Raw genomic sequence first — 5,976 nt, forward strand, 5'->3', positions numbered from 1 at the left:
CTCGAAGCGGCGCTCGGCGATGTGGCCGACCGGCACGAGAGCCTGCGGACCGTCTTCCCCGAGACCGACGGCGCCCCGCGCCAGCACATCCTGGACAGCCGGGCCGGCAGGCCACCGCTGATCGTCGTCCAGACCACGGAAGCCGAGCTGGAAGACGTCCTGACCACCCATGCCGGGCACGGCTTCGATCTGAGCGTCGATCTGCCGTGGCGCACAAGGCTCTTCGTCACCGGTCCTTCGGAGTATGTGCTGCTGATCGTGGCGCATCACATCGCGGTCGACGGCTGGTCGATGGGTGCGCTGTCGCGTGATCTGGGGACGGCTTACGCGGCTCGGCGGGAGGGCCGCGCGCCGGGGTGGGAGCCGCTGCCGGTGCAGTACGCGGACTACGCGCTGTGGCAGCGCGAGGTCCTCGGCGACCTCGACGAACCCGACAGCCTCATCAGTGAGCAACTCGGCTTCTGGCGGGAGACCCTGGAGGGCGCCCCCGAAGAGCTGGTGCTCCCGGCCGACCGCCCGCGCCCACCCGTGCCCTCCTTCGACGGACGCTCGGTGCCGGTACGGGTCGGTGCCGAGGCCCACGCCGAACTTGTGGAGGTCGCGGGCCGGAGCCGGGCGACGATGTTCATGGTCGTACACACGGCGATAGCCGTACTGCTCTCGCGGATGGGCGCCGGAGATGACATCCCTCTGGGCACCCCGATCGCCGGTCGCGGGGACGCGGCGCTGGACGATCTGGCGGGCTTCTTCGTCAATACGCTGGTGCTGCGCGCGGATCTGAGTGGGGACCCGACCTTCAGTGAGCTGCTGGCGCGGGTCCGGGAGACCGATCTCGCTGCGTACGGTCATCAGGATGTGCCGTTCGAGCGGCTGGTGGATGTACTGAGCCCGGTGCGGTCGCTCTCCCGGAACCCGCTGTTCCAGGTGATGCTGGCCCTCCAGAACGTGCCGGTCGCGCACTGGGAACTCCCTGGCCTCGATGTCGGTCCCGTGCCTTCGGGTTCCGAACTGGCGGCGCGGTTCGATCTCTCCGTGACGCTGGTGGAGGAGCGTGATGCCGAGGGTGCGCCGGCTGGTATCGGGGGCGGGATTCTCTACGCCACGGACATCTTCGACGAGGAGACGGTGCGAGGACTCGCCCGTCGGCTGGGTCGGGTGCTGGAACAGGTGGCGGCCGATCCGGACGTGCGGCTGAGCCGGATATCCGTCCTGGAGGAGACCGAGCGGGCCCAGGTTGTCACCGAGTGGAATGACACCGGTCGGGTGGTGGCGGCGGACACGGTCCTCGGTCTGTTCGCGGCGAGGGTCGAGGCCGCGCCGGGCGTTGCCGCGGTGCGGTGTGGGTCGGAGGTGTTGTCGTACGGGGAGTTGGAGGCGCGTGCGAACCGGCTGGCCCGCTATCTGACCGGTTTGGGTGTGGGTCGTGAGCGGGTGGTGGGTCTGTGCCTGCCGCGTGGGGTGGAGATGGTGGTGGCGCTGCTGGCGGTGTGGAAGGCGGGTGGCGCGTATGTGCCACTCGACCCGGAACATCCGGCGGAGCGCCTCGCTTACATGATTGCGGACAGTGGTGCCGGGGTGGTGCTGTCGGGGGCTGAGCTGGAGCTGCCGGGTGAGGGTGTGCGGGTGGTGCTCTGGGACGAGATCGCCGCTCTCGTAGCGGAGCAGCCGTCCACGCCCCTGGCGACGGTGGTGGGTCCGGAGCAGTTGGCGTATGTGATCTATACGTCGGGTTCGACGGGCCGTCCGAAGGGTGTGGCGGTGGCGCATGGCGGGGTGGCGAACCTCGCGCAGGTGATGCGTCCCGTGCTCGGTGTCGACGAGGGTGTCGTCGCCCTTCAGTTCGCCTCCTTCAGCTTCGATGCGGCTGTGCTGGATGTGGCGGTGACGCTGGGTGCGGGTGGGACGCTCGCCATCGCTACGAGTGAGGAGCGGAGGGAGCCGGAGGCGCTGGCGGAGATGATCCGTGCCGCCGGGGTGGAAGTCGCCAGTGTGGTGCCGTCGCTGCTGGGTGTGCTGGATCCGGGTGCGGTGTCGGGTGTGCGGAACTGGGTGCTGGGTGCTGAGCGGTTGAACGCTGATCTGGCGAGCCGGTGGCTGGCGGGGTCGCGGGTGTGGAATACGTACGGTCCGACCGAGGCGACCGTGATCACCACCGCTGTACCGCTGGACCCGGCGATGGGTCCGGAGGATCAGCCTCCGGCCATCGGCGCCCCGATCGGCAACGCCCGCGTCTTCGTCCTGGACGATTTCCTCCAGCCCGTACCCGTGGGCGTCACCGGCGAGCTGTATGTGGCCGGTGCCGGTCTGGCCCGGGGCTACGTCGGCCGGCCCGACCTGACCGCTGAGCGGTTCGTTGCCAACCCCTCCGGCGGCCGGATGTACCGCTCGGGCGACCTCGCCCGGTGGACAGCCGACGGGCAGCTCCTCTTCGCCGGCCGGGCGGATGAGCAGGTGAAGATCCGTGGCTTCCGTGTCGAGCCGGGTGAGATCGAAGCTGTGATCGCTTCGCACGAGACGGTCGGCCAGGCCGCGGTGGTCGTCCGCGAGGACCGGCCGGGGGACAGGCGCCTGGTCGCGTATGTCGTCCCGGTGGCTGACAGTGTCGAGGTCGAGGTGTTGCGGGCGTCGGCGGGTGCGCGCCTGCCGGAGTACATGGTTCCGTCGGCCTTCGTCGTCCTGGACGCACTCCCGCTGACCGTCAACGGCAAGCTCGACAGGGCCGCGCTGCCGGCTCCTGAGTCGTCGGGGGAGAGCGGCGGCCGGGCCCCCGCGACACCGACAGAGGAACGGCTGTGTGCCCTGTTCGCCGAGGTTCTCGGTCTGGACGAGGTGAGTGCTGACGGTTCGTTCTTCGAGCTGGGCGGCGACTCGATCATGTCGATGCTGCTGGTGTCGAGTGCTCGCCGTGCGGGTCTGGTCATCACCGCCCGTCAGGTCTTCGAGCGTCAGACGCCGGAGGGTCTGGCCGTGGTGGCGGCTGCGGTGGGCGAGGGTGCGGTGTCGGGTGGCGGGGAGCCGGGGGTCGGCGAGATTCCGCTCACTCCGGTGATGCATGAGGTGATCGACCGGGTCGGTCCGGAGAAGCTGGGCCAGGTGGTGCTGTCCGCGATGGTGGAGACCCCGGTGGGTCTGGACTTCGCGGTCCTGTCGGACGCGGTCCAGACTCTGGTCGATCACCACGACATCCTGCGTGCCCGGCTGGTCGACGGCACCGTGGACCGGAGCCGTCACCTCGTGGTGCCCGAGCCGGGCCAGGTCCCCGCCGGCCGGCTCCTTCGCCGGGTGGAGGCGGCCGGGCTGGAGCGCGAGGCGCGCAACCGTGTGATCGGTGAGGAGATGAAGGCGGCCATCCAGGGGCTGGACCCGTGGGACGGTGTGATGGCCCAACTGGTCTGGTTCGACCTCGGACCCGATGAGCTGGGAAGACTGCTCCTCGTCGTCGACCACCTGGTGGTGGACACGGTCTCCCTGCGGGTGCTGCTGCCCGACCTCGCCGAGGCTTATGAAGCACTGGCAGCCGGCAACGAGACGGCTCTGCAATCGGTGCCCACATCCTTCCGGCACTGGGCGCGCGAGCTGGCGGCCCAGGCGACCGGCGCGGAGCGGCTGGCTGAGGCCCCCCGGTGGGTGGAGTTCCTCCAGGGCCCCGATCCGCTTCTCACCGACGAGCCGGTCGATCCGGAACGGGACATCGAGGCGACGATGCGGCAGTCGTCCGTCCAGATCCCCATCGCGGTGACATCGGAGCTGTTGACCAGCGTCCCGACCGCGTTCCACGCGGGCATCGACGACGTGTTGCTCACCGGTCTGACGGCCGCCGTCGCCGAGTGGCGGAATGGCCAGGACACAGCGGGTGGCAGCGCGATCCTGGTGGATGTCGAGAGCCACGGCCGGGTCCCGCTGGCCGACAGCGACGACCTGTCCCGGACGGTGGGCTGGTTCACCAGCAGCCATCCGGTACGGCTCGACGCCGGCTCCATTGACCCTGCGGAGGTCCGGGAGGGCGGCGCTGCCGCCGGGCGGGTCTTCAAGCGGGTGAAGGAGCAGATCCGCGCCGTCCCCGGTGATGGTCTGGGCTACGGTATCCTGCGTCACCTCAATCCGGAGGCCGCGCCCGAGCTGGCGGCACTGCCCCCGGCACAGATCGGCTTCAACTACCTCGGCCGCTTCTCCGCCACACCTCCCACTCCCGGCAAGGGCACTCGCACGGGCTGGAACCCGCCCAGCGATGGTGTGGCCGGGGACAGCATGGGCGGGCAGTTCCCCGTCCTGCACGCGCTGGAGGTCATGGGCGCGGTGCGTGATCTGCCGGAGGGTCCCGAGCTGACTCTGTCGCTGCTCTGGCCCGAGCACCTGTGGGAGGAGGAGGCGGTCTCCCGGCTGCTGGACGGCTGGGCGGCGATGCTGACCGGGCTGGTCACGCACACCACGGGGTCGGGCAGTACGGCCGGTCACACCCCCTCCGACTTCTCGCTCGTGTCGCTGGACCAGGCGCGGATCGAGGAGCTGGAGGCGGAGGTTCCGGGCCTGGTGGAAGTACTGCCGGTCTCGCCCCTCCAGGAAGGGCTGCTGTTCCACGCGCTCTTCGACGAGCAGGGCACGGATGTCTATGTCGAGCAGCTCGACCTGGGCCTCGAAGGACCGCTGGACCCGGTGGCCCTCCGCGCGGCCTGGCAGGCACTGCTCGACCGGCACGCCAGCCTCCGGGCCGGGTTCCGGCAGCTCCCGGGCGTTGACCAACCGGTGCAGGTCGTGACCAACGACGTGACTCTCCCCTGGCGGCAGGAGGACCTCTCCACTCTGGGCGACGCCGACGCCCTGACCGAGGCCGAGCGGCTGGGGATCGAGGAGCGTTCGTACCGCTTCGATCTGGCCGCGCCTCCGCTGGTGCGCATCCTGCTCGTACGGATGGGACCGGACCGCTATCGGATGATGATCACCCTCCATCACATTGTGCTGGACGGCTGGTCACTGGCGATCCTGATGCAGGAGCTGTGGACGGCGTACGAGGCCGGTGGCAGCGGGAGCGGTCTGCCGGCGGTGACTCCGTACCGCGACTATCTGGAATGGCTGTCCCGGCAGGACCGCGAGACGGCGCGGGAGGCGTGGCGCCAGGCGCTGGCGGGCGCGGATGAGCCGTCGCTGATCGCTCCGGTGGAGCGGGACGCGGAGCTGGTCCACGGCGAGGTGGTGTCGGGTGAGGCCGATTCCGCGCTCGACGAGGCCCTCAGAGAACTGGTCCGTGTCCATGGCGTGACCATGAACACGGTGGTGCAGGCGGGCTGGGGTCTGCTGGTGGCCAAGCTGATGGGCCGCCGGGACATCGTCTTCGGCGCGAGTGTGGCGGGCCGGCCGGCTGATCTTCCGGGTATGGAGAGCATGCTGGGGCTGTTCATCAACACCGTGCCGGTGCGGGTCCGGCTGGACCCGGCGCAGACCGTGGCGGGGATGCTGGCCGGGCTTCAGGCCGAGCAGTCCGCGCTGATGGACTACCAGTACCTCAGCCTCAGCGATATCCAGCGCGTGGCAGGCACGGGTGCCAACTTCGACACCATCCTCGCCTTCGAGAACTTCCCCTCCGGCGGCGGAAACCAGCAGGACCCGGTCGACGCGGAACCTCAGATGGCAGGCCCCGGGGGACTGCGGATATTCGAGTCCGGAATCCGGGAGTCGATCAACTACCCGCTCGGGCTGATCGCCGGCCCCGTCGGCGGTCTCAAGATGCGCCTCAACTACCGCCCTGACCTGTTCACCGCCGACGAGGCCCGAGGACTGCTCAACCGGCTGCTGCGACTGCTGGAGCAGATGGCCCACGCGCCGGAAGCCCCGCTCAGCCGGCTCACGATGGTGGACGGGCCGGAGCTGGAACGAGTCGTATCGGAGTGGAACGCCACTGAGCGTCCGGTTCCGTCCGGTTCGTTTGTGGAGTTGTTCGAGGCGCAGGTGGTGCGTACGCCGGGTGCGGTGGCGGTGGTT

General features: G+C 69.8%; 1 protein-coding gene. It reads left to right on the forward strand.

From position 1 onward, the window contains the following. Positions 1 to 5,976, forward strand: a 5,976-nt coding sequence (locus ACWCRA_RS35100) for an amino acid adenylation domain-containing protein (protein WP_451069467.1), incomplete at both ends; no start/stop codon positions are given.

It is taken from the genome of Streptomyces sp. NPDC001889 (genome assembly GCF_053594535.1).